23 protein-coding genes are annotated in these 24,773 nt (G+C 64.1%); 4 read left to right on the top strand and 19 right to left on the bottom strand.

Features of this window, described 5'->3' with window-relative positions:
- Window positions 1-88: 88 nt before the first annotated feature.
- Window positions 89-1,054 carry a GlxA family transcriptional regulator gene (locus tag CAG41_RS02120; protein WP_085580994.1) on the bottom strand — a complete coding sequence of 322 codons (966 nt, stop codon included), beginning with the start codon at window positions 1,052-1,054 and terminating at the stop codon, window positions 89-91.
- Window positions 1,055-1,238: 184 nt separating this feature from the next.
- Here CAG41_RS02120 and CAG41_RS02115 point away from each other — a divergent pair, with 184 nt between their 5' ends.
- A complete protein-coding gene (locus CAG41_RS02115; RefSeq protein ID WP_085580996.1) occupies window positions 1,239-1,880 on the top strand; it encodes an HD domain-containing protein in 642 nt (213 codons plus the stop codon).
- 143 nt (window positions 1,881-2,023) lie between these two features.
- Here the strand turns inward: CAG41_RS02115 and CAG41_RS02110 are convergent, their stop codons facing one another.
- From CAG41_RS02110 to CAG41_RS28140, 8 genes are all read right to left on the bottom strand, one after another.
- The gene (locus CAG41_RS02110; protein ID WP_085637090.1) at window positions 2,024-2,914 is read right to left on the bottom strand and encodes an ABC transporter permease subunit; all 891 of its coding nucleotides are present in this window, start codon (window positions 2,912-2,914) and stop codon (window positions 2,024-2,026) included.
- Window positions 2,911-3,831, bottom strand: a complete 921-nt coding sequence (locus CAG41_RS02105; RefSeq protein ID WP_085581000.1) for an ABC transporter permease subunit — start codon at window positions 3,829-3,831, stop codon at window positions 2,911-2,913. The genes CAG41_RS02110 and CAG41_RS02105 overlap by 4 nt, the downstream gene beginning before the upstream one ends.
- Window positions 3,828-4,970, bottom strand: coding sequence for an ABC transporter ATP-binding protein (locus CAG41_RS02100; protein WP_085581002.1), 1,143 nt, complete (start codon window positions 4,968-4,970; stop codon window positions 3,828-3,830). Before CAG41_RS02100 ends, CAG41_RS02105 begins: the two co-directional genes overlap by 4 nt.
- 70 nt (window positions 4,971-5,040) lie before the next feature.
- Entirely contained in the window at window positions 5,041-6,138 is a 1,098-nt protein-coding gene (locus CAG41_RS02095) for a polyamine ABC transporter substrate-binding protein (RefSeq protein WP_085581004.1), read from the bottom strand.
- Window positions 6,139-6,326: 188 nt separating this feature from the next.
- On the bottom strand, window positions 6,327-7,436 hold the full coding sequence (locus tag CAG41_RS02090; RefSeq protein WP_085581006.1) for a polyamine ABC transporter substrate-binding protein: 1,110 nt from the start codon (window positions 7,434-7,436) through the stop codon (window positions 6,327-6,329).
- Window positions 7,437-7,608: 172 nt separating this feature from the next.
- Window positions 7,609-8,973, bottom strand: a complete 1,365-nt coding sequence (locus CAG41_RS02085; protein ID WP_085581008.1) for an aspartate aminotransferase family protein — start codon at window positions 8,971-8,973, stop codon at window positions 7,609-7,611.
- A gap of 56 nt (window positions 8,974-9,029) precedes the next feature.
- A complete protein-coding gene (locus tag CAG41_RS02080; RefSeq protein ID WP_085581010.1) occupies window positions 9,030-10,388 on the bottom strand; it encodes a glutamine synthetase family protein in 1,359 nt (452 codons plus the stop codon).
- A 93-nt stretch (window positions 10,389-10,481) separates the two neighbouring features.
- The gene (locus CAG41_RS28140) at window positions 10,482-10,838 is read right to left on the bottom strand and encodes a glutamine amidotransferase (RefSeq protein ID WP_139831472.1); all 357 of its coding nucleotides are present in this window, start codon (window positions 10,836-10,838) and stop codon (window positions 10,482-10,484) included.
- Window positions 10,839-11,116: 278 nt separating this feature from the next.
- Between CAG41_RS28140 and CAG41_RS02075 the strand changes: the two genes are divergently transcribed.
- Together CAG41_RS02075 and CAG41_RS02070 are read left to right on the top strand one after the other, a co-directional pair.
- Window positions 11,117-12,493, top strand: a complete 1,377-nt coding sequence (locus CAG41_RS02075; RefSeq protein ID WP_085581012.1) for a glutamine synthetase family protein — start codon at window positions 11,117-11,119, stop codon at window positions 12,491-12,493.
- A gap of 242 nt (window positions 12,494-12,735) precedes the next feature.
- Window positions 12,736-13,368, top strand: coding sequence for a TetR/AcrR family transcriptional regulator (locus CAG41_RS02070; RefSeq protein ID WP_085581015.1), 633 nt, complete (start codon window positions 12,736-12,738; stop codon window positions 13,366-13,368).
- A gap of 76 nt (window positions 13,369-13,444) precedes the next feature.
- Here the strand turns inward: CAG41_RS02070 and CAG41_RS02065 are convergent, their stop codons facing one another.
- From CAG41_RS02065 to CAG41_RS02030, 8 genes are all read right to left on the bottom strand, one after another.
- Window positions 13,445-13,660, bottom strand: coding sequence for a molybdopterin-binding protein (locus CAG41_RS02065; RefSeq protein ID WP_085581017.1), 216 nt, complete (start codon window positions 13,658-13,660; stop codon window positions 13,445-13,447).
- 26 nt (window positions 13,661-13,686) lie between these two features.
- On the bottom strand, window positions 13,687-14,493 hold the full coding sequence (ssuB, locus tag CAG41_RS02060) for an aliphatic sulfonates ABC transporter ATP-binding protein (protein ID WP_085581019.1): 807 nt from the start codon (window positions 14,491-14,493) through the stop codon (window positions 13,687-13,689).
- Window positions 14,490-15,272 carry an aliphatic sulfonate ABC transporter permease SsuC gene (ssuC, locus tag CAG41_RS02055; RefSeq protein ID WP_085693803.1) on the bottom strand — a complete coding sequence of 261 codons (783 nt, stop codon included), beginning with the start codon at window positions 15,270-15,272 and terminating at the stop codon, window positions 14,490-14,492. The genes ssuB and ssuC overlap by 4 nt, the downstream gene beginning before the upstream one ends.
- A gap of 9 nt (window positions 15,273-15,281) precedes the next feature.
- Complete coding sequence (gene ssuD / locus CAG41_RS02050; RefSeq protein WP_085706661.1) at window positions 15,282-16,430, bottom strand: FMNH2-dependent alkanesulfonate monooxygenase; 1,149 nt, start codon at window positions 16,428-16,430, stop codon at window positions 15,282-15,284.
- A 25-nt stretch (window positions 16,431-16,455) separates the two neighbouring features.
- Window positions 16,456-17,421 carry a sulfonate ABC transporter substrate-binding protein gene (locus CAG41_RS02045; RefSeq protein ID WP_085581025.1) on the bottom strand — a complete coding sequence of 322 codons (966 nt, stop codon included), beginning with the start codon at window positions 17,419-17,421 and terminating at the stop codon, window positions 16,456-16,458.
- An 89-nt stretch (window positions 17,422-17,510) separates the two neighbouring features.
- On the bottom strand, window positions 17,511-18,104 hold the full coding sequence (gene ssuE / locus CAG41_RS02040; RefSeq protein WP_085581027.1) for an NADPH-dependent FMN reductase: 594 nt from the start codon (window positions 18,102-18,104) through the stop codon (window positions 17,511-17,513).
- A 255-nt stretch (window positions 18,105-18,359) separates the two neighbouring features.
- On the bottom strand, window positions 18,360-18,998 hold the full coding sequence (locus CAG41_RS02035; RefSeq protein WP_085581029.1) for a peroxiredoxin: 639 nt from the start codon (window positions 18,996-18,998) through the stop codon (window positions 18,360-18,362).
- A 294-nt stretch (window positions 18,999-19,292) separates the two neighbouring features.
- Complete coding sequence (locus tag CAG41_RS02030) at window positions 19,293-20,642, bottom strand: OprD family porin (RefSeq protein ID WP_085706660.1); 1,350 nt, start codon at window positions 20,640-20,642, stop codon at window positions 19,293-19,295.
- 418 nt (window positions 20,643-21,060) lie between these two features.
- Between CAG41_RS02030 and tauA the strand changes: the two genes are divergently transcribed.
- Window positions 21,061-21,996 carry a taurine ABC transporter substrate-binding protein gene (gene tauA / locus CAG41_RS02025; protein ID WP_371917403.1) on the top strand — a complete coding sequence of 312 codons (936 nt, stop codon included), beginning with the start codon at window positions 21,061-21,063 and terminating at the stop codon, window positions 21,994-21,996.
- A gap of 81 nt (window positions 21,997-22,077) precedes the next feature.
- On the opposite strand, the gene argA is transcribed toward tauA, so the two are convergent.
- Window positions 22,078-23,376 (bottom strand): amino-acid N-acetyltransferase, encoded by a 1,299-nt coding sequence (gene argA / locus CAG41_RS02020; RefSeq protein WP_085581035.1) that lies wholly within the window; start codon window positions 23,374-23,376, stop codon window positions 22,078-22,080.
- Between the two features lie 170 nt (window positions 23,377-23,546).
- Window positions 23,547-24,704, bottom strand: a complete 1,158-nt coding sequence (gene argE / locus CAG41_RS02015) for an acetylornithine deacetylase (RefSeq protein ID WP_085581037.1) — start codon at window positions 24,702-24,704, stop codon at window positions 23,547-23,549.
- Window positions 24,705-24,773: the final 69 nt, after the last annotated feature.

Raw genomic sequence — 24,773 nt, 5'->3', positions numbered from 1 at the left:
CGCAGCTCCCACAGGTATCGCGGATCACCGAAGACCACTGTGGGAGCGGGCTTGCCCGCGATGAGGCCCGCCGGATCGCCCCTGCCCCTCAGACCTGCAACGCAAAGTGCTGCCGGAACTGCAGCGGCGTCACGCCGAGCCTGCGGTTGAACACATTGCGCATGTGCTGCGCATCACGGAAGCCGCACCGGTAGGCGACGGTCTTGAGCGGCAAGGCCGTGCTCTCCAGCATCACCCGCGCCGCATCCACCCGTGCCCGTTCGACGAACTCCGCCGGGGTGACCTGCGCCTCACGGGCAAACACTCGGGAAAACGTGCGTGCGCTCATGTTCGCGGCCTTCGCCAGGTCAGCGATGGCCAGGTTCCCGTCCAGATGGGCCAGCACATACTGCTGCACCTGCGCGACCGCCGACGTCGGCTCGGCGTGGGGCGTCAGGAACGGGCTGAACTGCGACTGGCCGCCGGCGCGCTGGGTGAACACCACCAGGCGCTTGGCCACGTTCAGCGCCACGTCCGCGCCGTGGTCGCGCGCCAGCAGATACAGCGTCAGATCGATCCCCGCCGTCACCCCGGCCGAGGTGTAGAGCGCGCCGTCCTCGACATACAGGCGGTCCGCTTCGACCCGGGCCTGCGGGCACAGCTGCGCCAGGGCCTGGGCATCGTTCCAGTGGGTGGTCACCGTGCGCCCCTCCAGCAGGCCGGCACGGGCCAGCATGAACGCACCGTTGCAGATCGAGCCGAAGCGCCGCGCCCGCCCGCAGGCCTCGCGCAGCCAGCCATCGAACGCCTCGCCGAAGGTTGTGAACGGCAATTGCGGTCCGCCGGCCACCAGCAGCAGGTCGTAGGTTTGCGACGCTTCGCGAAAATGCCGGTCGGGGGTCAGCGCCAAGCCGTTGGAGCAGCGCACCGGCCCGGTTTCGGTGCCGATCACTTCCAGGCGGTAGTGATCCTCCGGCGCCAGAAAGCGCCCGGCCTCGGCCAGCACGTCCATGGGGCCCGTGACATCCAGCGACTGCACGCCGGGGAACACCACGATGGCGACGGTTCTGTTCATGGTTCAGGCAAATCCCTGTGGCGAGGGCCCAAACCTTAGCCAATCCGCGCTCCGGAAGCGAGCTGGCACGATTTGCAGGCGCATTGGCAAGGATCGCAGCCATGGGTCGATTGTCCCGTTCCGGGCCGGGGAACAGACTTTGTCCATCAGCGCCGCCACGGCGTTTTCCACGAGGACGACTCCCATGAGCACCACCATCGCCGGCATCAGCATCCCCGACAGCGCACTGGCCCGCGCCACCACCGAATACATCCGCGACATCGAGTCCGACCTGCTCTATCACCACTCGCGCCGGGTGTTCCTGTTTGGCGCGCTGAGTGGCGAACGCCGGCAACTGGCCTACGACCCGGAGCTGCTCTACGTCGGCGCGATGTTCCATGACCTGGGCCTGGTCGAAGGCCACCGCAGCGACGACGAGCGCTTCGAGGTCGACGGCGCCAACGCGGCCGCAGCCTTCCTCAAGCCCTACGGCTTGAGCGACGACGACATCGAGCAGGTGTGGCTGTCGATCGCCCTGCACACCACCCCGGGCGTGCCCAAGCACTTGCGCCCGACCGTGGCGCTGGTGACCGCCGGCGTGGAGATGGACGTGCTGGGCATGGACTACGCCGCGTTCACCCACGTGCAGCGCGAAGCCGTGGTGCATGCGCACCCGCGGGGCGAGGGGTTCAAGGAGTGCATCATCTGCGCGTTCGCCGACGGCTTGCGCCACCGCCCGCAGACCACGTTCGGCAACGTGAAGACCGATGTGCTGAAGGATCAGGAACCGGGGTTCAAGCCGATGAACTTCGTCGAGGTCATCCGCCACTCACCGTGGATTTCCTGATCACATAAAAACCTGTGGGAGCGGGCTTGCCCGCGATGACGTCATAACAGCCAACAAATTTGTTGAATGTCAGACCGCTATCGCGGGCAAGCCCGCTCCCACAGGGATTGGGGACAACCACAGAACTGTGATCTCCCCCGGATTCAAGCCACTTCCGGGGTGGCCGAGCGGCGCACGTCCGGTTGCTTCCACGAATCGGCAGCGCTTTCCTCGATGGCTTGCTGGATCGCCTTGCGGCGCGCTTCCTCGGCACGGCGGCTGAAGAACCAGACCAGGAAGGTCACCAGCGACACCGCCAGCAGGATCAGGCTGGCCACGGCGTTGATCTCAGGCTTCACGCCCAGGCGCACCGCCGAGAACACTTCCATCGGCAGCGTGGTCGAGCCGGGGCCGGACACGAAGCTGGCCAGCACCAGGTCGTCCAGCGACAGGGCGAACGACATCATGCCGCCCGCCGCCAGCGACGGCGCGATCATCGGGATGGTGATCAGGATGAACACCTTCCACGGCCGCGCGCCGAGATCCATCGCCGCCTCTTCGATCGACAGGTCCAGCTCGCGCAGGCGCGCCGACACCACCACCGCCACATAGGCCGCGCAGAACGTGGTGTGGGCGATCCAGATGGTGACGATGCCGCGCTCCTGGGGCCAGCCGATCATCTGCGCCATGGCCACGAACAGCAGCAACAGCGACAGGCCGGTGATCACCTCAGGCATCACCAACGGCGCGGTGACCAGGCCGCCGAACAGCGTGCGGCCCTTGAAGCGGGTGATGCGGGTCAGCACGAACGCCGCCAGCGTACCCAGCGCCACGGCGGCGATCGCGGTGTAGCAGGCGATCTCCAGCGAGCGCACCACCGAACCCATCAGTTGGCTGTTGTCGAGCAGGCCGACGTACCACTTCACCGACCAGCCGCCCCACACCGTCACAAGCTTCGAGGCGTTGAACGAGTAGATCACCAGGATCAGCATCGGCAGGTAGATGAACAGCAGGCCCAGCACCAGCATCAGGCTGGAGAAACGGAAGCGCTTCATTCTTTACCCTCCATTTCCTTGGCCTGGCTGCGGTTGAACAGGATGATCGGCACGATCAGGATCGCCAGCATCACCACCGCCAGGGCGGAGGCCACCGGCCAGTCGCGGTTGTTGAAGAACTCTTGCCACAGCACCTTGCCGATCATGAGCGTCTCGGGGCCGCCGAGCAGTTCAGGGATCACGAACTCGCCCACCACCGGAATGAACACCAGCATGCAGCCGGCGATGATGCCGTTCTTGGACAGCGGCACGGTGATCTTCCAGAAGCTGTTGAAGGTGCTCGAGCCCAGGTCGGACGCGGCCTCCAGGAGGCTCGGGTCATGCTTCACGAGGTTGGCGTAGAGCGGCAGGATCATGAACGGCAGGTACGAGTAGACCACGCCGATGTACACCGCAAGGTTGGTGTTGAGGATCTGCAGCGGCTCATCGATAAAGCCCATGCTCATCAGGAAGCCGTTGAGCAGGCCGTTGTTGCTGAGGATGCCCATCCACGCATAGACGCGGATCAGGATCGCCGTCCAGGTCGGCATCATGATCAGCAGCACCAGCACGGTCTGGGTTTCCTTGCGCGCGGTGGCGATGCCATAGGCCATCGGATAGCCGATCAGGAGGCACAGCAGCGTGCTGAAGAACGCCATCTTCAGCGAGCCGAGGTAGGCCGACAGGTACAGCTCGTCGTCGCCCAGCATCGCGTAGTTGCCCAGGTTCAGCAGCAGCTGCAGCTTCTGCTCGGCGTAGCTGTAGATCTCGGTGTACGGCGGGATGGCCACGTCGGCTTCGGCGAAGCTGATCTTCAGGACGATGAAGAACGGCAGCATGAAGAACAGGAACAGCCAGATGAACGGAACCCCGATCACCAGCTGGCGGCCACCGGGAACGATCCGGTTGAGGCGACGCTTGAGTTTGCGCATGTTCATGAGCGAAGCACCACGCCGCTGTCGTCTTCCCACCACACGTAGACCTGGTCGCCCCAGGTCGGACGCTGGCCGCGGCGCTCGGCGTTGGCGACGAACGACTGCACCAGCTTGCCGCTCGGCAGCTCGACGTAGAACACCGAATGGCCGCCCAAGTAGGCGATGTCGTGCACCTTGCCGCTGGACCAGTTGTACTCGCAGGTCGGCATGTCGGCGGTGACCAGCAGCTTCTCCGGACGGATCGCGTAGGTCACGGACTTGTCCTGCACCGAGGTGCTGATGCCGTGGCCGACGTAGATCTGCCGGTCCAGGTCCTTGCAGGTGATGGTCGCGTGGCCTTCGGCGTCGTCGATCACTTCGCCTTCGAAGATGTTCACGTTGCCGATGAATTCACAGACCAGGCGGCTGGTCGGGGTTTCGTAGATGTCGATCGGGCTGCCGATCTGGGCGATCCAGCCCAGGTGCATGATCGCGATGCGCTCGGCCATGGTCATGGCCTCTTCCTGGTCGTGGGTCACCATCACGCAGGTCACGCCCACGCGCTCGATGATCTCCACCAGTTCCAGCTGCATCTGCGAGCGCAGCTTCTTGTCCAGCGCGCCCATCGGTTCGTCGAGCAGCAGCAGCTTGGGCCGCTTGGCCAGCGAACGGGCCAGGGCCACACGCTGACGCTGGCCGCCGGAGAGCTGGTGCGGCTTGCGCTTGGCGTACTGGCTCATCTGCACCAGCTTGAGCATCTCGGCCACGCGGGCGTCGATCTCGGCGGACGGGATCTTGTCCTGCTTGAGGCCGAAGGCGATGTTCTGCGCCACGGTCATGTGCGGGAACAGCGCATAGGACTGGAACATCATGTTGATCGGACGCTCGTACGGCGGCATGTCGGTGATGTCGACGCCGTCGAGGAAAATGCGCCCCTCCGTGGGCCGTTCGAAGCCTGCCAGCATCCGCAGCAGGGTGGACTTGCCCGATCCCGAGCCGCCGAGCAGGGCGAAGATCTCGCCCTTCTTGATTTCCAGGGACACGTCGTCCACGGCAACCGTCTCGTCGAACTTTTTCGTGACCCGGTCGATTTTGACCAGCACCTGTTTCGGTGTCTGGTCGCCCTCGAGGGCTTTCTTGTAGGCGCCGGAGGCAACTGCCATTTACGAAACTCCCAACAGAATGTGCAGTTCGCCCACGCAAGACGAACGCTGGATAGTTTGATCCTTGAAGTTATTTGCCCGACTTGACCGTGGTCCAGCTGCGGGTCATCAAACGCTGAATCTTGGGCGGCAATTCCTTCGACACGTAGAGCTTGTCGAGGATGGCCTGCGGCGGGTAGACCGCCTCATCGGTGCGGATGGACTGTTCCATCAGCTTGTCCGACCCCGGGTTGGGGTTGGCGTAACCGACGTAGTCGCTGACCTGGGCGATCACCTCAGGCTTGAGCAGGTAGTTGATGAAGGCATGGGCCTCTTTGACGTTGGTCGAATCCTTGGGGATCGCCAGCATGTCGAACCACAGCGCACCGCCCTCTTTCGGGATCGCGTAGGCGATGTTCACGCCCTTCTTGGCCTCTTCGGCGCGGTGCTTGGCCTGGAAGATGTCGCCGGAGAAGCCGACCGCCACGCAGATGTCGCCGTTGGCGAGGTCGGTGATGTACTTGGAGGAATGGAAGTAGGTCACGTACGGACGCACCGCCAAAAGCTTCTCGGTGGCCTTCTTGTAGTCGGCCTCGCTGGTGCTGTTGGCGTCCAGGCCCAGGTAGTTGAGCACGGTCGGCATCATTTCGTCGGCCGAGTCGAGGAACGCCACGCCGCAGCTCTGCAGCTTCTTGATGTTCTCAGGCTCGAACAGCACGCCCCAGGAATCGATCTTGTCGACGCCCAGCACGGCCTTGACCTTGTCGACGTTGTAGCCGATGCCGTTGGTGCCCCACAGGTACGGCACGGCATACAGGTTGCCCGGGTCGTTCTGCTCCAGGCGCTTGAGCAGCGCCGGGTCGAGATTGCCGTAGTTGCCCAGCTGGGACTTGTCGAGCTTCTGGAACGCCCCTGCCTTGATCTGCTTGCCCAGGAAGTGGTTCGACGGCACGACCACGTCGTAGCCGGTGCGGCCGGCCAGCAGCTTGCCTTCCAGGGTTTCGTTGGAGTCGAACACGTCGTAGACCGGCTTGATCCCGGTGGCCTTCTGGAAGTCCGCCAGGGTGGTCTCGCCGATGTAGTCCGACCAGTTATAAATATGCACCGTACCGGCGGCCTGGGCTCCGACAGCGAAGGTCAGGCCGACTGCGGCCAGCAGGGCATTGCGCAACGAAGAAAAAATAGGCAAGTGAAGGTCCTCTAAAATCAGTTGGGCCCAAGTTGCCCCGCATTGCATGACAGCCGTGGCTGCCCGGCAACAAAACCGGCGCGCAACTTACCCTCGAAAAACCGTTCAAGCAAAACTTTCAGTCATTTAATTGCGCCGCTGGCCGCCCTCGCGGGGACGACGGCCAGCGGTCGCTGCCTCAAACCGGCTTATTTGCCGGACTTGATCTTGGTCCAGCTGCGGGTCAGCTCACGCTGGGTCGCGGCCGGCAGGTCGGCGATCGCATACAGCTTGGCCTGCACGTCCGCCGGCGGGTAGATGCCCGGATCGCTGGTGATGTCCTTCTCCACCAGTGGCGTGGCGGCGGCGTTGCCGTTCGGGAAGCGTACGGCGTTGGTGATGCCGGCCATGACTTCAGGCTTCTGCAGGAAGGTCATGAACTTGTAGGCGCCTTCAACGTTTTCGGCATCCTTCGGAATGGCGACCATGTCGAAGAAGCTGCCAGCGCCTTCCTTCGGAATGGCGTAGCTGACTTTCACCTTGTCACCCGCCTCGGCGGCACGGGACTTGGCCTGCTGCACGTCACCCGAGTAGCCGACCGCTACGCAGATGTTGCCGTTGGCCAGGTCCGAGATGTACTTGGAGGAGTGGAAGTAGGTGATCGAAGGACGGATCTTGAGGAACAGTTCCTCGGCCTTCTTGATGTCGTCTTTCTTCTGGCTGTCGGTCGGCAGGCCCAGGTAATGCAACGCGACCGGGATCATTTCGGTCGGCGAATCGAGGAAGCTCACGCCGCAGCCCTTGAGCTTGGCGATGTTCTCAGGCTTGAGCAGCACGTCCCAGGAATCGATCTTGTCGGTGCCCAGCGCCGCCTTGACCTTCTCCGGGTTGTAGCCGATGCCGATCGAGCCCCACATGTACGGGAAGGCGTGCTTGTTGCCCGGGTCGCTGACCGACACGGCCTTGAGCAGGTCCTGGTTCAGGTTCTTCCAGTTCGGCAGCTTGGAGGTGTCCAGCTCCTGGTAGACGCCGGCCTTGATCTGCTTGGCCAGGAAGTTGTTCGACGGCACGACCACGTCGTAGCCGGACTTGCCCGCCAGCAGCTTGGCTTCCAGGGTCTCGTTGCTGTCGAACACGTCGTAGACGACCTTGATCCCCGACTCCTTCTCGAAGTTGGCGATGGTGTCCGGCGCGATGTAGTCCGACCAGTTGTAGACGTGCAGCACTTTGTCGTCCGCGTGGACCGCACCCGCCATCATGCCCGCCACGGACAGGGCGAGCAGTGTCTTGCCAGCAAGCTTTTTACCTAATGCCTTCATGCGTCATGCTCCAAATTTTTCTTTTTTGAACCACTTTGTTCAGCGGCCGAACCCCGACAACCGGAACCGCGGCTAGTCTGGCAAGATCCGGGCCGGTCTTTCAAGGAAAGACCGGCCTTTCTGACAGCTCCGTGCGCGCATGCCGGCGGCACCCACGCAAAGAGCCTAGCACTTAGCCTTGCAACGCACTCAGGGTCAGGTCCAGGCACTTGCGCGCCTTGGTCACCAGCTCATCGATTTCCGCCTTGCTGATCACCAGCGGCGGGGCAATGATCATGGTGTCGCCCACGGCGCGCATGATCAGCCCGTTGTCGAAGCAGAACTGGCGGCAGATCATGCCCACGCCCTTGCCTTCGTAGCGCTTGCGGGTGGCCTTGTCCTGCACCAGCTCGATGGCCCCCAGCAGGCCGACCCCGCGCACTTCCCCCACCAGCGGGTGATCGTTGAGTTCGCGCAGACGCTTTTGCAAATACGGTGCCGTTTCCTCGTGGGCGCGCTCGATGATCTTCTCTTCGCGCAGGATGCGGATGTTCTCCAGCCCCACCGCCGCCGCCACCGGGTGGCCGGAGTAGGTGAAGCCGTGGTTGAAGTCGCCGCCCTCGTTGAGCACCGCCACCACTTCGTCGCGCACGATCAGGCCGCCCATCGGGATGTAGCCGGACGTCAGGCCTTTGGCGATGGTCATCATGTGCGGCTTGAGGCCGTAGAAATCGCTGCCGAACCACTGGCCGGTACGGCCGAAGCCGCAGATCACTTCGTCCGCCACGAACAGGATGTCGTACTTGGCGAGGATCTCCTTGATGCGCGGCCAGTAGGTGTCCGGCGGAATGATCACGCCGCCCGCGCCCTGGATCGGCTCGGCGATGAAGGCGCCGACGTTGTCCACGCCGATCTCCAGGATCTTCTCTTCCAGCTGGTTGGCCGCCCAGATCCCGAACTCTTCGGGGGTCATGTCGCCGCCTTCGGCGAACCAGTACGGTTGGGCGATGTGGACGATGCCCGGGATCGGCAGGTCGCCCTGCTCGTGCATGTAGGTCATGCCACCCAGGCTCGCGCCGGCCACGGTGGAGCCGTGGTAGCCGTTCTTGCGGCTGATGATGACTTTCTTGTTCGGCTGGCCCTTGATCGCCCAGTAGTGGCGGACCATGCGCAGCATGGTGTCGTTGCCTTCGGAGCCGGAGCCGGTGAAGAACACGTGGTTCATGCCCTCGGGCGCCACGTCGGCGATGGCCTTGGCCAGTTCCAGCGCCGGCGGGTGGGCGGTCTGGAAGAACAGGTTGTAGTACGGCAGCTCGCGCATCTGTTTCGCGGCGGCGTCGGCCAGTTCGTCGCGGCCGTAGCCGATGGCCACGCACCACAGGCCGGCCATGCCGTCGAGGATCTTGTTGCCCTCGCTGTCCCACAGGTACACGCCCTTGGCATTGGTGATGATCCGCGGGCCCTTCTCCTTCAACTGCTTGAAGTCGCTGAACGGAGCCAGGTGATGCTCGCTGCTCAAGGTTTGCCACTCACGGGTTTGCGGGTTGTTGCTGGTCATGCCAATTCTCCTTGTTATCGGTGAAGGCGCGGCGTGCGACGGCCGCGCCGGGCGCGTCAGACGGCGAACAGCAGGTATTCGCGCTCCCACGAACTGATCACGCGCTTGAAGTTTTCATGCTCGGCCCGCTTGACCGCGACGTAGCCGGTGATGAAGTTCTTGCCCAGGTATTTCTCGATGGTGGCGCTCTTCTCCATGCGCTCCAGGGCATCCTCGATGGTCAGCGGCAGGCGCAGGTTGCGGCGCTCGTAGCCGCGGCCCACCACCGGCGCGCTCGGGTTGAAGCCCTCGACCATGCCGATGTAGCCGCACAGCAGGCTCGCGGCGATGGCCAGGTACGGGTTGGCGTCGGCGCCCGGCAGGCGGTTCTCCACCCGGCGGTTCTGCGGGCCGGCATCCGGCACGCGCAGGCCCACGGTGCGGTTCTCTTCGCCCCACTCCACGTTCACCGGCGCCGAGGTGTCCGGCAGGAAGCGGCGGAACGAGTTGACGTTCGGCGCGAACAGCGGCAACAGCTCGGGGATCAGCTTCTGCAGGCCGCCGATGTGGTGCAGGAACAGCTGGCTCATGGTGCCGTCTTCGTTGGAGAAGATGTTCTTGCCGGTCTCGATGTCGATGATGCTCTGGTGCAAGTGCATCGCACTGCCCGGTTCGCCGGTCATCGGCTTGGCCATGAAGGTCGCGGCCACGTCGTGCTTGAGCGCGGCTTCGCGCATGGTGCGCTTGAACACCAGGATCTGGTCGGCCAGGGACAGCGCGTCGCCGTGACGGAAGTTGATTTCCATCTGCGCGGTGCCGTCCTCGTGGATCAGGGTGTCCAGGTCCAGCTCCTGCAGTTCGCACCAGTCGTAGACGTCTTCGAACAGCGGGTCGAATTCGTTCGCCGCCTCGATGGAGAACGACTGGCGGCCGATCTCCGGACGCCCGGAGCGGCCCACCGGCGGCTGCAGCGGATAGTCGGGGTCGTCGCTGCGCTTGGTCAGGTAGAACTCCATCTCCGGCGCCACGATCGGCTGCCAGCCCTTGTCGGCATAGAGCTTCAGGACTTTCTTGAGCACGTTGCGCGGCGACAGCTCGATGGGGTTGCCCTGCTTGTCGTAGGTGTCGTGGATCACCTGGGCGGTCGGCTCGATGGCCCACGGCACCAGGTACACCGCGCTCTGGTCGGGACGGCAGACCATGTCGATGTCCGCCGGGTCGAGCAGTTCGTAATAGATGTCGTCTTCGACGTAGTCGCCGGTCACGGTCTGCAGCAGCACGCTCTCCGGCAGGCGCATGCCCTTTTCGGCGATGAATTTGTTGGTCGGCGAGATCTTGCCCCGGGTGATGCCGGTCAAGTCGCTGATCATGCATTCGACTTCTGTGATCTTGTGGTCTTTCAACCAATCGGTGAGCTGGTCGAGGTTGGTGCTCATAAGTGCCTCTGGGCTGTCGCCTGACGCGTGTCAGGCCTTGTTTGACGCACGGGGCGTCGCGTTAAAGGGGGCTTGCGTGCGCGCAGTGCCGGCTTACGCCGGGCACCGCGCATCGACAATGAAGGAGGAGCTTACCTGCCCTTTACGCTGGCGTTGCATTTCCTGTGCGAACCTTGGGTGTGCAGAATCGTGTGCACCGCGCCGGGCACCGCACAGGCCGGAGGAATGAAAGCGATCTATATTGAAAGGAGAACCGCTGAAGGGGATGCCGCCGCGTGCGTCCTCAATACCGGACGCCGACGCTTTTCCCGCCGGGGACAGGAGTCCCTTCGACAGGCCACGAGCCTTGCCGGCCGCGCTGCGCACGGACGTGTCGCCACTGATGTGATGAGCATGCTGGCCAGACGGCTGGAAGCCGTCGGTGACGCCGATGATCGGCAGGCGAGACATGAAGCACCCCGGTATTATTGCTGTTATGGGTTTGACCCGAGCTTAGCCTTGTTCATTTTTTTACACAACACCCCCGTAAAAAATACAACACGGCCTGCTCAAGCCCGCGGGTGGCGTGAATTCCGCGGACAAAAAAAAGCCCCAAAGCGCCCCATAAATGCCCCCGTGGCGCTTTTTTAGGGCAAAAAAGGCCTCGCTTGACTTCGGCAGGCCGTTCGGGTTGACTGAAACCCGAAAAGATCAATGATTGATATTTTTAACAAAAAAGGTGTTGCATCATGTCGGTACCCCCGCGTGCCGTTCAGCTCAACGAAGCGAACGCGTTCCTTAAGGAACATCCTGAGGTTCTGTACGTCGACCTTCTGATTGCGGATATGAATGGTGTGGTGCGCGGCAAGCGCATCGAACGCACCAGCCTCCACAAGGTTTACGAGAAAGGCATCAACCTGCCGGCCTCCCTGTTTGCCCTGGACATCAACGGCTCGACGGTGGAAAGCACCGGCCTGGGCCTGGACATCGGCGACGCGGACCGCATCTGCTATCCGATCCCCGATACCCTGTGCAACGAACCCTGGCAGAAGCGCCCGACCGCGCAGCTGCTGATGACCATGCACGAACTCGAAGGCGATCCGTTCTTCGCCGACCCGCGCGAAGTGCTCCGTCAAGTTGTCGCAAAGTTTGACGAACTGGGCCTGACCATCTGCGCCGCGTTCGAGCTTGAGTTCTACCTGATCGACCAGGAGAACGTGAACGGCCGTCCGCAGCCGCCGCGCTCGCCGATCTCCGGCAAACGCCCGCACTCGACCCAGGTCTACCTGATCGACGACCTCGACGAATACGTCGACTGCCTCCAGGACATCCTCGAAGGCGCGAAGGAGCAAGGCATCCCGGCCGACGCCATCGTCAAGGAAAGCGCCCCGGCGCAGTTCGAGGTCAACCTGCACCACGTCGCCGACCCGATCAAGGCATGCGACTACGCAGTGCTGCTCAAGCGCCTGATCAAGAACATCGCCTACGACCATGAGATGGACACCACCTTCATGGCCAAGCCCTACCCGGGCCAGGCGGGCAACGGCCTGCATGTGCACATTTCGGTACTCGACAAGGATGGCAAAAACATTTTTGCCAGCGAGGATCCCGAGCAGAACGCCGCGCTGCGTCACGCGATCGGCGGTGTGCTCGAGACCCTGCCCGCGCAGATGGCTTTCCTCTGCCCGAACGTCAACTCGTACCGTCGCTTCGGCGCGCAGTTCTACGTGCCGAACTCGCCGAGCTGGGGCCTGGACAACCGCACCGTGGCCCTGCGCGTGCCGACCGGCTCCGCCGACGCGGTACGCCTTGAGCACCGCGTAGCGGGCGCCGACGCCAACCCGTACCTGCTGATGGCGTCGGTGCTGGCGGGCGTGCACCACGGCCTGACCAACAAGATCGAGCCGCCGGCCCCGACCGAAGGCAACAGCTACGAGCAGAACGAGCAGAGCCTGCCGAACAACCTGCGCGACGCGTTGCGCGAGCTGGACGACAGCGAGGTGATGGCCAAGTACATCGATCCGAAGTACATCGACATCTTCGTCGCGTGCAAGGAAAGCGAGCTGGAGGAGTTCGAGCACTCCATCTCCGACCTTGAGTACAACTGGTACCTGCATACCGTCTAAGCGGATTGCGGTGATCGAGAACGCCGTCGGCTGAGTCAGCCGACGGCGTTTTTTTATGGCCGCCTGCGGCGGATCGCTGGCAAGCCAACTCCCACAGGGATTAATGGTGCTTACACAATATGTGTTTATCCCGGGACCTTGTGGGAGCTGGCTTGTCGGGTCGCCGCACCGCAGCGATGGCGTCCGGGCAGACAACGCACAGGCTGCCTCGTACAATGCCCGCTGCCCCGCAGGAGACTTCCATGACGCGCCCCGCCCCCGTCCGCAAACCCCGTGCCCGCAGCCAAGCGCGGATCGACTCGATACTCGATGCCGCGCGCACGTTGCTGGCCGCCGAGGGCGTGGGCAGCCTGTCGATCTACAGCGTCGCCGAGCGCGCGCAGATCCCGCCCTCCTCCGTCTACCATTTCTTCGCCAGCGTCCCGGCGCTGCTCGAAGGGCTCACGGCGGATGTCCACGCCGCGTTCCGCGCCTGCCTGCAATTGCCCATCGACCACGAGGCCCTGCGCGACTGGCGCGACCTGTCGCGGCTGGTCGAGCAGCGCATGCTGGAGATCTACGACCAGGACGCCGCCGCCCGCCAACTGATCCTGGCCCAGCACGGCCTCACCGAGGTCACCCAGGCCGACCGCCAGCACGACCTGGAACTGGGCGACCTGATGCACAAGCTGTTCGACCGCCATTTCGAACTGCCGAAACTGCCGGACGATGTGGACGTGTTCGCCCTGGCCATGGAACTGGGCGACCGGGTCTACGCCCGCTCGGTGCAGCAGCACGGGCAGATCACCCCGCGCATGGCCGAGGAAGGGATGCGGGTGTTCGATGCCTACATCGGGCTGTACCTGCCGCCGTACCTGCCCAAGCGGGTTCTCTAGGGCCCTGCCCCACTCAAGCCAGGCACAAAAAACCCCGAAGGGTTCGCACCCTTCGGGGTTGTCTGTATCCACAGCCTCACAACTTGGCGATGGACACCTCGGTGGACTTCACGAAGGCGATCACTTCGCTGCCCACGTCCAGTTCCAGCTCCTTGACCGAGCGGGTGGTGATCACTGAGGTGACGATCCCGGAGGCGGTCTGCACGTCGATTTCCGACAGCACGTCGCCCAGGACGATTTCCTTGATGGTGCCTTTGAACTGGTTGCGTACGTTGATGGCTTTGATGGTCATGGCATGGTTCCTGTCGTTTGCTTGCGTTATTGGGCCCAGCGCAATTGCGTGGGCAAGGGTGAAACAGGTTCCGGCGCCGGCGGTTCGCCGGGCAGGGACAACACGCGGTTGAGCACTTCGGTTTCCAGCGCCGCCAGCCGGTGCGAACCGCGCACCCGCGGGCGCGGCAGCTCCACGGCCAGGTCGAGGCCGACTTCGCCGTCCTCGATCAGGATCACCCGGTCGGCCACCGCCACCGCCTCGCTGACGTCGTGGGTCACCAGCAAGACGGTGAAGCCGTGCTGCTGCCAGAGGCGTTCGATCAGTTGCTGCATTTCGATCCGGGTCAGGGCATCCAGCGCGCCCAGCGGCTCGTCGAGCAACAGCAGGCGCGGCTGGTGGATCAGCGCCCGGGCCAGGGCCACGCGCTGCTTCTGCCCGCCCGACAACGCCGCCGGCCACTCATCGGCCCGGTCCGCCAGGCCCACCGCGTCCAGCGCTTGCAGCGCCTGGGCCCGCCAGTCGCCCTTGAGGCCCAGGCCGACGTTGTCGATGATGCGCTTCCACGGCAGCAGCCGGGCTTCCTGGAACATCAGGCGGGTGTCTTCCCGCGCGTCGCTCAGCGGCGCCGCGCCGGCCAACAGGTCGCCGCCGGTGGGCCGGTCGAGGCCGGCGAGCAGACGCAGCAAGGTGCTTTTGCCGCAACCGCTGCGCCCGACCACCGCGACGAACTGCCCCGCCGGGATGTGCAGGTCGATGTCGCGCAGCACCTGCCGCGCGCCGAAGGTCTTTTGCAGGTTGCGCAGCGCCAGCGGGATCCCGCGCAGCAGGCGCGGAGGCTGTTGAGCGGTCATGCCGCACCTCCTTTCACCGACTGATAGGCCGGATGCCAGCGCAGCCACACACGTTCCAGCCCCCGGGCCGCGAGATCGGCCAGCTTGCCGAGCACCGCGTACATCAGGATCGCCAGCACCACCACGTCGGTCTGCAGGAACTCCCGGGCGTTCATCGCCAGATAGCCGATGCCGGAGCTGGCGGAGATGGTTTCGGCCACGATCAGCGTCAGCCACATGAAGCCCAGCGCGAAACGCACCCCCACCAGGATCGAAGGCAGCGCCCCCGGCAGGATCACCTGCCAGAACAGGCCGAACCCGGACAGGCCGTAGCTGCGGGCCATCTCCACCAGCGCCGGATCGACGTTGCGGATGCCGTGGTAGGTGTTGAGGTAGATCGGGAACAGCGTGCCCAGCGCCACCAGGAAAATCTTCGCCGACTCGTCGATCCCGAACCACAGGATCACCAACGGGATCAGCGCCAGGTGCGGCACGTTGCGGATCATCTGCACCGAGCTGTCGAGCAGGCGCTCGCCCCACTTCGACAGGCCGGTGATGAAGCCCAGCGCCAGGCCGATGCCGCCGCCGATGGTGAAGCCCAGCGCGGCGCGCCAGCCGCTGATCGCCAGGTGCGTCCAGATCTCGCCGCTGCGCACCAGGCTGACGCCGGCCTCGACCACCGCCACCGGCGCCGGCAGGATCCGCGTCGACAGCCAACCGGCCGACACCGACAACTGCCACACCGCCAGCAACAGCACCGGCAACGCCCAGGGCGCAAGGCTGTGGATAAGCTTCTTCATGGCGACGCCTCAGCTCTGGGACGCGGCTTTGGGAAGGATGTCGTTGGCCACCATCTCGCCGAACGGGCTGACGTAACCGGCGCTTTTCGGCACCTCCGGCCGTTCGATGTCCAAGTGGGGGAACAGCAGCTCGGCCACCCGGTACGACTCTTCGAGGTGTGGATAACCGGAGAAGATGAAGGTGTCGATGCCCAGGTTCGCGTACTCCTTCACCCGGGCCGCCACGGTCGGGCCGTCGCCGACCAGCGCCGTGCCGGCCCCGCCGCGCACCAGGCCGACACCGGCCCACAGGTTCGGGCTGACTTCCAGGTTGTCGCGGCTGCCGCCGTGCAGCGCGGCCATGCGCTGCTGGCCCACCGAGTCGAACCGCGCCAGTGAGGCCTGGGCCCGCTTGATGGTGTCGTCGTCCAGGTGCGAGATCAGCCGGTCCGCCGCCCGCCAGGCTTCGGCGTTGGTTTCGCGCACGATCACATGCAGGCGGATGCCGAAGCGCACGGTGCGGCCGAGCTTGGCGGCCTTGGCGCGAACCTGTTCGATCTTCTCGGCCACCGCTGCCGGCGGTTCGCCCCAGGTCAGCACCATTTCCACTTGCTCGGCGGCCAGGTCCTGGGCCGCCGCCGACGAGCCGCCGAAGTACAGCGGCGGACGCGGCTGCTGGATCGGCGGATAGAGCAGCTTGGCGCCCTTCACGCTGATGTGCTCGCCGTCGTAGTCCACGGTTTCGCCTTCCAGCACCCGGCGCCAGATCCGGGTGAACTCCACCGAGGCCTGATAACGCGCTTCGTGATCGAGGAACAGGCCGTCGCCGGCCAACTCTTCCGGGTCGCCGCCGGTCACCAGGTTGAACAGCGCGCGGCCGCCGGACAGCCGGTCCAGCGTCGCCGCCTGACGCGCCGCCACCGTCGGGGAAATGATCCCGGGGCGCAGGGCCACCAGGAACTTCAGGCGCTGGGTCACCGGAATCAGCGATGCGGCCACCAGCCAGGAGTCCTCGCAGGAACGGCCGGTGGGGATCAGCACGCCGCCGAAGCCCAGGCGGTCCGCCGCTTGCGCGACCTGCTGCAGGTAGCCGTGGTCGACGGCGCGGGCGCCTTCGGCGGTGCCAAGGTAATGGCCATCGCCGTGGGTAGGCAGGAACCAGAAAATGTTGAGGCTCATGGAGTGGTCTCCTTGGGAATTCGAGTTAAGGTGCCTTGGCCACGGCGGCCGGCGGGGTCCAGATCACGTCCTTGATGCTCAGCGGCTTGGGGATCAGCTTGAGCTGGAAGAAGGTGTCGGCGATTTTCTGTTGCGCGGCGACCACGTCCGGCGTCAGGAACAGCGCGCCGTAACCCTGGCGCTTCACCGAGGTCAGGGTGATGTCCGCCGGCAGGCCGAGCAGCGGCGAGACTTGGCGGGTGACGTCTTCGGGGTTGGCCTTGGACCATTCGCCGACCGCGCGCACTTCCTCCACGAGGGCGGTGATCACCTCGGGATGCTTCTGGGCGTAGGGTTTGGTCGCCAGGTAGAACTGGTGGTTGTCGACGAGGCCTTTGCCGTCGCGCAGGGTGCGCGCCTGCAATTGCTGTTCGGCGGCGGCCTGGTACGGATCCCAGATCACCCAGGCGTCGACGCTGTTGCGTTCGAACGCCGCACGGGCATCGGCCGGCGGCAGGTAGACGGTCTGGATGTCGCTGTACTTGAGGCCGGCGTCTTCGAGGGCGCGCACCAGCAGGTAATGGACGTTGGAGCCCTTGTTGAACGCGACTTTCTTGCCTTTCAGATCCGCGACGGTTTTGATCGGCGAGTCCTTCTGCACCAGGATCGATTCGCTGTCCGGCGCCGGCGGCTCATAGGCCACGTAGAGCAGATCGGCGCCGGCGGCCTGGGCGAAGACCGGCGGGGTTTCGCCGGTGACGCCGAAGTCGATCGAGCCGACGTTCAGGCCTTCCAGCAATTGCGGACCGCCGGGGAACTCGGTCCACTGCACGTCCACGCCTTGGGCGGCCAGACGCTTTTCCAGGGTGCCCTTGGCCTTGAGCAGCACCAGCGTGCCGTACTTCTGATAGCCGATCCGCAACGTCTCGGCCTGGGCCTGGGTGATGGCGCCGAAGGACACAGCCGCAGCAAACAGAGCGACCAGACCGCGACGCAAAAATACAGTGCGCATAGCGCTCTCCTTTTTGCAGTTGGTTTTGGCTGCACCTGCTTGCCCGTTGGCGGGCGAGTAAGGCCAGTGATGTCAGATTCGGGTGAAGCTCAAATGCTCCAGCGGGCACTCAGCAGACGTTCGTTCAGCAGGCCCGGCACCAGAGGCTGGGGACGGCGGGCCATGGCCGCGACGAACAGTTCCAGGGCTTCATGCAGCCGCTGCTCCAGCGCCGGCGCAAGCTGCGGCTGGGCACTGCCTTCGCCATAGGCGATCTGGCTGTCTTCGGCAAAGATGCCCTGCAGCATTTCCTGGGCCTTGAGGGCCGACAGCACCGGCTTGAGGGCGTAGTCGACCACCAGCATGTGGGCGATGCTGCCGCCGGTAGCCATCGGCAAGACGATCTTGTGGCTCAGGGCTCGTTCGGGCAGCAGGTCGAGCACGGTCTTCAGTGCGCCGGAAAACGAGGCCTTGTACACCGGCGTGGCGATCAGCAGGCCGTCGGCGTTTTCGATCTGCCGCAGCAGGTCGAGCACCTTCGGACTGTCGAAACGGGCGTGGAGCAGATCCTCGGCGGGAAAGTCCCGCACCTGGTAACTCACCACCTCCACACCGTGCTGCTGCAACCAGCGTTGCGAACGCTCCAGCAACACCCCGGAACGGGAGCGTTGGCTGGGACTGCCTCCTAGCGATACCACCAGCATTCAAATGATTCCTTGCCTGTTGCGGGCGATTCGCGGGTTGCGGTCTCGCTTGATGGAGTGACCTTACCAGCTCATTTATATATCCATAAATCATATTTATTCATTTGGTTATTCCCTGTAGAGATATGCGCGATCATTTCCTCCAGGCAAAAAAACAGGCCGTCGAAACGGCCTGAAACCCTGCTTTGCGGGTACTGCACTTGAAGTCTGCGTCGAACGGGCCGGCCTCATCGCGGGCAGGCACGCTCCGGGGAATCACTTGTTCGGCTGCGGCGTCAGGCGCAGGTACGGCTTGATCGCCCGATAGCCCTTGGGAAAGCGCCGTTTGATTTCTTCCGGATCCTGGAGCGACGGCACGATCACCACCTCGTCGCCGTCCTGCCAGTTGGCCGGGGTGGCCACCTTGTGGTTATCGGTGAGCTGCAGCGAGTCGATCACCCGCAGGATCTCGTGGAAGTTGCGCCCGGTGCTCGCCGGGTAGGTGATGGTCAGGCGGATCTTCTTGTTCGGGTCGATCACGAACAGCGAGCGCACGGTGAGGGTGTCGCTGGCGTTGGGGTGGATCAGGTCGTAGAGGTCGGACACCTTGCGGTCGGCGTCGGCCAGGATCGGGAAATTGACGACCGTGTTCTGGGTTTCGTTGATGTCTTCGATCCACTTGTGGTGCGAGTCCACCGGATCCACCGACAGCGCGATGGCCTTCACGCCGCGCTGGGCGAACTGATCCTTGAGCTTGGCGGTGAAGCCCAGTTCCGTGGTGCACACCGGGGTGAAGTCTGCCGGGTGGGAAAACAGCACGCCCCAACTGTCGCCCAGCCATTCATGGAAGCGGATCTTGCCGGCGCTGGAGTCTTGTTCGAAATCGGGGGCGATGTCGCCGAGTCTGAGGCTCATGGTGCTGCTCCTGATGAGTGGGTGGAGAAGACAACTGTAGCTCGGCTTTTGATCTTCTGAAAAAGAATAAATAACTAGATATTTAGATCAAACAGAAATATTAAACATCTGTTCACTGGACGCCTCCAAGCATCGCGACCACCATCGGCCCCAAGGTTCGAGAAGGCCTTGAGTTGCAGTAAAGAGGGAAACCTCGGGAAGGGTCTACGGGGGTGGGCCCGACCCGAAACGCAAAAGCCCCGTCCGGCGCAATGCCGGACGGGGCTTTTTTTCATCGGCGACTCGGGCGTGCTATTACAGCAGCGGGATCGAGTAGCTGACGATCAGGCGGTTTTCATCCTGGTCACGCTGACCTGGGATGTCGTTGCGCCAGGTGGCGTTTTTCCACATCAGGCCCAGGTTCTTCAGCGGGCCTTCCGGCACGACGTAGCCGATGGTCAGGTCGCGTTCCCACTCGGAGGCGCCATTGCCGTTTTCGCGGCGGTTGGAACCCACGGTGTCGATGTCGCTGCCGCGCAGGTAGACCATGCCGGCGGTCAGGCCAGGCACACCGATCTTGGCGAAGTCATACGAGTAGCGCGCCTGCCAGGTTTTCTCGCCGGCACGGCCGAACTTCTGGATCTGCATGTCGGTGATGGTGTAGTTCGACGAGCCATCGCCCTGGTTCAGCCAAGGGAAGTCGGAGCTGCCGTTGGACACCTGGTAGCCGCCACCGAAGGTGTGACCTTCAACGGTGTACAGGAACAGGCCGCTGTACAGGTTGTTGTCGATCGGGCCTTTGCCGCTGACGTTGCCGACGTAGTTACCGTTGCCGAAGTAGGCCGCGGTGTTGCCGTTCTTGCCGTCATCGCTGCTGTGGAAGTAGCGGAAGTCGGACTTCAGCACGCCCGGGCCGATTGCCCAGTTGTGCACCAGACCCAGGAAGTGCTGCTTGTAGAAGTCTTCCAGGTTGCCGTAGTAGTACTGGGCAGTCAGGTCTTTGGTGAGCTTGTAGTCACCACCGGCGTAGTAGAACTTGTTGCTGTTGGCCACACGAGCGTTCGCACCGCCGACGGACAGGTTCTCGTTGTTGCTGGAGTTACGGCCTTTCACGGCTTCGATCTGACCGCCGACCAGGGTCAGGTCCTTGATCTCGCCGGAAGTGATCTGGCCGCCCTGCCAGGTCTGCGGCAGCATGCGGCCGTCGTTGGTCACGATGACCGGGTTCTTAGGCTGCAGGGTGCCCAGCTTCAGTTCGGTCTGGGAGATCTTGGCCTTGGCGGTCAGGCCCAGGCTGGAGAAGTTGTCCACGGCTTCGCCGTTGGACTTGCTCGGGAACACGGTGCCGCCGTAGGAGGTCGCGGTGGCGCCGTTGGTGCCGCCGCCCGAATCCAGCTTCACGCCCAGCAGGCCGATGGCGTCGAGACCGAAGCCTACGGTGCCTTGGGTGTAGCCGGAGATGAAGCGCAGGTCGAAGCCCTGGCCCCATTCTTCGTTCTTGCTTTGGGCGCCTGCGGCTTTGGTGCCGGAGTCACGGTTGTCGGTGTTGATGTAGAAGTTACGCAGCCCCAAGGTGGCCTTGCTGTCTTCGATGAAACCGGCGGCGCTTGCCTGCTGCGCCAAAACCCCTACGGCCACAGCCAGGGCCAAGGTGGACTTGTTCATGTAACGCTCCTCTCGTTTCTAATTCTTGTGTTCCTGGTCCGGGGTCTGATGCCCCTGGATCCTAAGATGCGCGATTAGCGCCAGACCGTGACTGACAAGTCAATCGCAACCTTGTGCGCCTACGACCAAGGTCTAATCGCAGTGATTCGGTCCCTGCAGGGTAATGATTTCCTGATACAGCCAAAAAGAATTTATTGATTCTTTTTAATACCATTATGGAATATTGCCATCCACTGGCCACCACGCCGGGCTACAACGTATCGGCGCCTAAGCTCATTCCTAAACGGTATTTTGTCGCCTTTTTTTAGATCGATTAGCGTTGACACAACCCCAATACGTCAATCCCTTTCGAAAAGGCGACGCCATGATGGCTAAACGCGCACTATCTAGTCAATTTGTTACAGTTTGTGTGTCGGCGATGATTTCTTTTTCTGTCCAGGCATCCGGTCTCACGGTCGGGTATCAGACCGGCATCGACCCGAGCAAGGTGCCCCAGGCCGACGGCACCTATGAAAAGGCCCTCGGCGAGAAGATCGACTGGCGCCGCTTCAACAGCGGCCCGGAAGTTGTGACAGCCATCGCCTCCGGCGACGTACAGATCGGCAACCTCGGCTCCAGCCCGCTGGCGGCGGCCGCCTCGCGCCACCTGCCGATCGTGGCGTTCATCGTGTCGGCCCAGATCAACAGCGCCGAAGCCCTGGTGGTGCGCAACGGCAGCGGCATCGACACACCCCAGGACCTGATCGGCAAGACCATCGCCACGCCGTTCGTCTCCACCTCCCACTACAGCCTGCTCGGTGCGCTCAAGCACTGGGGCCTGGACGCCTCCAAGGTCAAGGTGGTGAACCTGCAGCCCGCCGAGATCGCGGCGGCCTGGAAGCGCGGCGACATCGACGGCGCGTTCGTCTGGTCGCCGGCGCTGGGGGAAATCCGCAAGACCGGCAAGACCCTGACCGACGCCGCGCAGGTCGGCCAGTGGGGCGCGCCGACCTTCGAGGTCTGGGTCGCGCGCAAGGACTACGCCGAGAAACACCCGGACGTGGTGGCCCGGTTCGCCAAGGTGACGCTGGACGCGTTCGCCGACTACGCCGCGCATAAAGACAGCTGGACCGCCGACTCGGCGCCGGTGCAGAAAATCGCCAAATTGACCGGTGCCAACGCAGCGGACGTGCCGGAACTGCTCGCCGGCTCGGCGTTCCCCGACGCCCGGGCGCAGCAGACCGCCGCGCTGCTGGACGGCGGCACGGCGAAGGCGATCGGCGAGACGGCGAAGTTCCTGAAGGAACAGGGCAAGGTCGAGACGGTGCTGGCGGATTACTCGCCGTATGTCAGCGCGAAGTTTGTCGCACCCTAAACGCTTCGCGGGCAAGCCCGCCCCCACAGGACCGATGCGATCCTGGCGGGAGCGGGCCCACCCGCGATGGGAACGACGCGGTCACAGGCTCTTTTCGAAGATCTTCGAATTGCGCTGATAGTTGTACAGCGACGCCCGCGCCGCCGGCAGGCGTTCGACGCTGCTCGGCTCGAACCCGCGCTCGCGGAACCAGTGCGCGGTGCGGGTGGTGAGCACGAACAGGGTCTTGAGCCCCTGTGCACGGGCGCGGGTCTCGATGCGCTCCAGCAGCTCGTCGCCGCGGCCGCCGTGGCGGTACTCCGGGTTGACCGCCAGGCACGCCAGCTCGCCGGCGTCCGAATCGGCGATCTGGTACAGCGCCGCACAGGCGATGATCATGCCTTCACGCTCGACCACACTGAACTGCTCGATCTCGCGCTCCAGCACCTCGCGGGAACGGCGCACCAGAATCCCTTGCTCCTCCAGCGGGCTGATCAGGTCGAGCAGGCCGCCGACGTCCTCGATGGCCGCCTCGCGCACCAACTCGAACTGCTCCTGGGCCACCAGCGTGCCGCCGCCGTCACGGGTGAACAGCTCGGTGAGCAGCGCACCGTCTTCGGCATAGCTGACGATATGGCTGCGGGCCACGCCGCCGCGGCAGGCTTCGGCGGCGGCGTCGAGCAGTTCCGCCTGATAGTTGCTGCCCAGGCGTTGCAGATGCGCCGGCACTTGCTGCGGACGCAGTTCACGCACCAGGTGGCCGTGCTCGTCGATCAGGCCCAGGTCGGCGCCGAACAGCAGCAGCTTGTCGGCCCCCAGGTCGATGGCGGCGCGGGTGGCGACGTCTTCGCAGGCCAGGTTGAAGATCTCGCCGGTCGGCGAGTAGCCCAGCGGCGACAGCAGCACGATGGAGCGCTCGTCCAGCAGGCGGTTGATGCCCTTGCGGTCGACCCGGCGCACTTCGCCAGTGTGGTGGTAGTCGACGCCTTCGAGCACGCCGATCGGCCGCGCGGTGACCAGGTTGCCGCTGGCCACCCGCAGGCGCGAGCCCTGCATCGGCGAGGAGGCCATGTCCATCGACAGGCGCGCCTCGATGGCGATGCGCAGCTGGCCGACGGCGTCGATCACGCATTCCAGGGTGGCGGCGTCGGTGATGCGCATGCCGTGGTGGTAATGCGGGGTCAGGCCGCGGGCGGCCAGGCGCGCCTCGATCTGCGGGCGCGAGCCGTGCACCAGCACCAGGCGCACGCCGAGGCTGTGCAGCAGCACGATGTCATGGACGATGTTGCCGAAGTTCGGATGCTCCACGCCGTCGCCGGGCAGCATGACGACGAAGGTGCAGTCGCGATGGGCATTGATATAAGGGGACGCGTGACGAAGCCAATTGACGTATTCGGGCATGAACCTGGGCCTGTAATAAATAGCAGCCGGAAAAGGGGCGGAACGGAAAACGCACAGCGGGCTGATGGTTATCGTCGGAACAGGCTTGGCGACACGCGCGCTCTCCTCATGAATACGGGTTGGATTGGCGGCAATTTACCGCGTTTGTCCGGATAAAACACAGCGGGTGCCTACAGGTTTTTGTCCGGGGTCAGGCAGTAATGTTCAATCAATTGCCGCAACAGTTGCACGGTAGGCTGCAGACGTGACATTTCAAGGTATTCGCCCGGCTGGTGCGCGCAGGCGATGTCGCCCGGACCCAGCACCAGGGTCTCGCAGCCCAGGCGCTGAAGATAAGGCGCTTCGGTGCCGAACGCCACCGCTTCGGCGGCATGGCCGGTAAGCTTCTCGGCGATGCGCACCAGTTCGCTCCCTTCGGCCTGCTCGAACGGCGGCACCTCAGGGAACAGCGGCCGGTAGTCGATCTTCACCCGGTGCCGCTCGGCGACCGGATTGAGCTTCTGCAGGATCTCGGCCCGCAGCACCTTGGGATCCATGCCCGGCAGCGGCCGCAGGTCGAACTCCAGCGAGCACTGGCCGCAGATGCGGTTGGGGTTGTCGCCGCCGTGGATGCAGCCGAAGTTGAGGGTCGGCTGCGGCACGCTGAACTGCGGATTGTTGAACTCGCGCTGCCACAACAGGCGCAGGCCGCGCAGCTCGCCGATGGCGTCGTGCATGGCCTCCAGGGCGCTGTGGCCCAGACGCGGATCCGACGAATGGCCGCTCTGCCCGAGGATGTCGATGCGTTCCATCATCACGCCCTTGTGCAGGCGGATCGGCTTGAGCCCGGTGGGTTCGCCGATCACCGCCGCCCGCCCCAGCGGCCGCCCGGCTTCGGCCAGGGCCCGGGCGCCGGCCATCGAGCTTTCCTCGTCGCAGGTGGCGAGGATCAGCAGCGGTTGCTTGAACGGCCGCTCCAGCAGCGGTTGCACGGCTTCGATGACCAGGGCGAAGAAGCCCTTCATGTCGCAGCTGCCCAGGCCGATCCAACGGCCGTCGGCCTCGGTGAGCTTGAGCGGGTCGGTCTGCCACAGCGCGTCGTCGTAAGGCACCGTGTCGCTGTGCCCGGCCAGCACCAGGCCGCCGGGGCCGCTGCCGAAGCTGGCGAGCAGGTTGAACTTGCCGGGGCTGACCTGTTGGATGTCGCAGGCGAACCCCAGATCGCCCAGCCATCCCGCCAGCAGATCGATCACGGCCCGGTTGGACTGGTCCAGGCTGGGCTGGGTGCAACTGACCGACGGCACGGCGATCAGCGCGGCGAACTGGTCTTTCATGGACGGCAAAGGCATCGCTGGCTCCCACTCCCGGATTGAAGTCCATCATAGAGCCATCCGGCGCCCGGAATAAACCGCCGCAAG

It is taken from the genome of Pseudomonas sp. B35(2017), assembly GCF_002113645.1.
GTDB classification, from domain to species: domain Bacteria; phylum Pseudomonadota; class Gammaproteobacteria; order Pseudomonadales; family Pseudomonadaceae; genus Aquipseudomonas; species Aquipseudomonas ekonensis.
Note: the sequence above shows the minus strand (reverse complement) of the source record. Positions and strands in the feature narration are given on the sequence as shown.